Source organism: Rahnella selenatireducens (assembly GCF_046449555.1).
GTDB classification, from domain to species: domain Bacteria; phylum Pseudomonadota; class Gammaproteobacteria; order Enterobacterales; family Enterobacteriaceae; genus Rahnella; species Rahnella selenatireducens.
This window is the reverse complement of the sequence record NZ_JBKEZJ010000047.1, coordinates 1-870: the sequence shown is the minus strand read 5'-3', so window position 1 is coordinate 870 and position 870 is coordinate 1. Positions and strand designations below refer to the sequence as shown.

Below are 870 nucleotides of genomic sequence, written 5' to 3'. Positions count from 1 at the left end.
TGCTTTCCTCACACCTGTGAACCGCCTCACAACGCATATACTTTTAAAAGTTTAACTTCCTCCATCTGATTGATTTTGTTGTATTTATATCGTGAATGAAACGATAAATACCCCACCTTAAAATCAATCATTCCACGGGCGCTTTACTTAAAAGGACTTACCGATGACCGGATTTCCCGCTGCCCGGCAGTTCGATAACACCGCCATTGGCGGCCCGATTGTTCAGGGTTCGCTGGGCGTGATGATGGGTGCGCCCACCGGCGTGGCGTGTTCCGTCTGCCCCGGCGGCGTGCTGGAAGGCAACCCGGTTAACCCGTCGCTCGGTGCCAAAGTCCTGCCCGGCGAGACCGATATCGCGCTGCCCGCGCAGCTGCCGTTTATCCTTTCGCGTGCTTATAGCAGCTATAAAACGGACACGCCCGCGCCGGTCGGGATGTTTGGCCCCGGCTGGTCGGCGGCGGCGGATATCCGCCTGCAAATCCGCGCTGACGAACTTATCCTCAACGACAATGCCGGGCGCGGCATTCATTTCCATCATCTGCCTCCCGGCCAGATGGCCTTCAGCCACAGCGAAAAACTCTGGCTGGCGCGCGGCGGCACCGGTAAGCAGCCTGATAATCATCCGCTCAGTCCGCTCAGTCCGCTCTGGCAGGCGCTGCCGGAAGCACTGCGCAACAGCCCGCACTATTATTTTGTCGCTAACGACGCCACCGGCCCGTGGTGGATTTTGGGCTGCTTGCAGTTACCCGAAACCGCAGAAGATGTGCTGCCGCGCCCGCTGCCTGCCAGCCGGTTATTGCTTGGTTTAAGCGACCGGTTCGGCCATACGCTTAACTATCATCGTGACGCAGAAGGCGAATTCGCCGGGCA

General features: G+C 58.2%; 1 protein-coding gene. It reads left to right on the top strand.

The window, feature by feature from the left end; genetic code table 11:
- Positions 1 to 163 precede the first annotated feature (163 nt).
- The coding region (locus ACLBVC_RS24745) for a DUF6531 domain-containing protein (RefSeq protein ID WP_410151811.1) at positions 164 to 870 on the top strand (707 nt) is incomplete at its 3' end.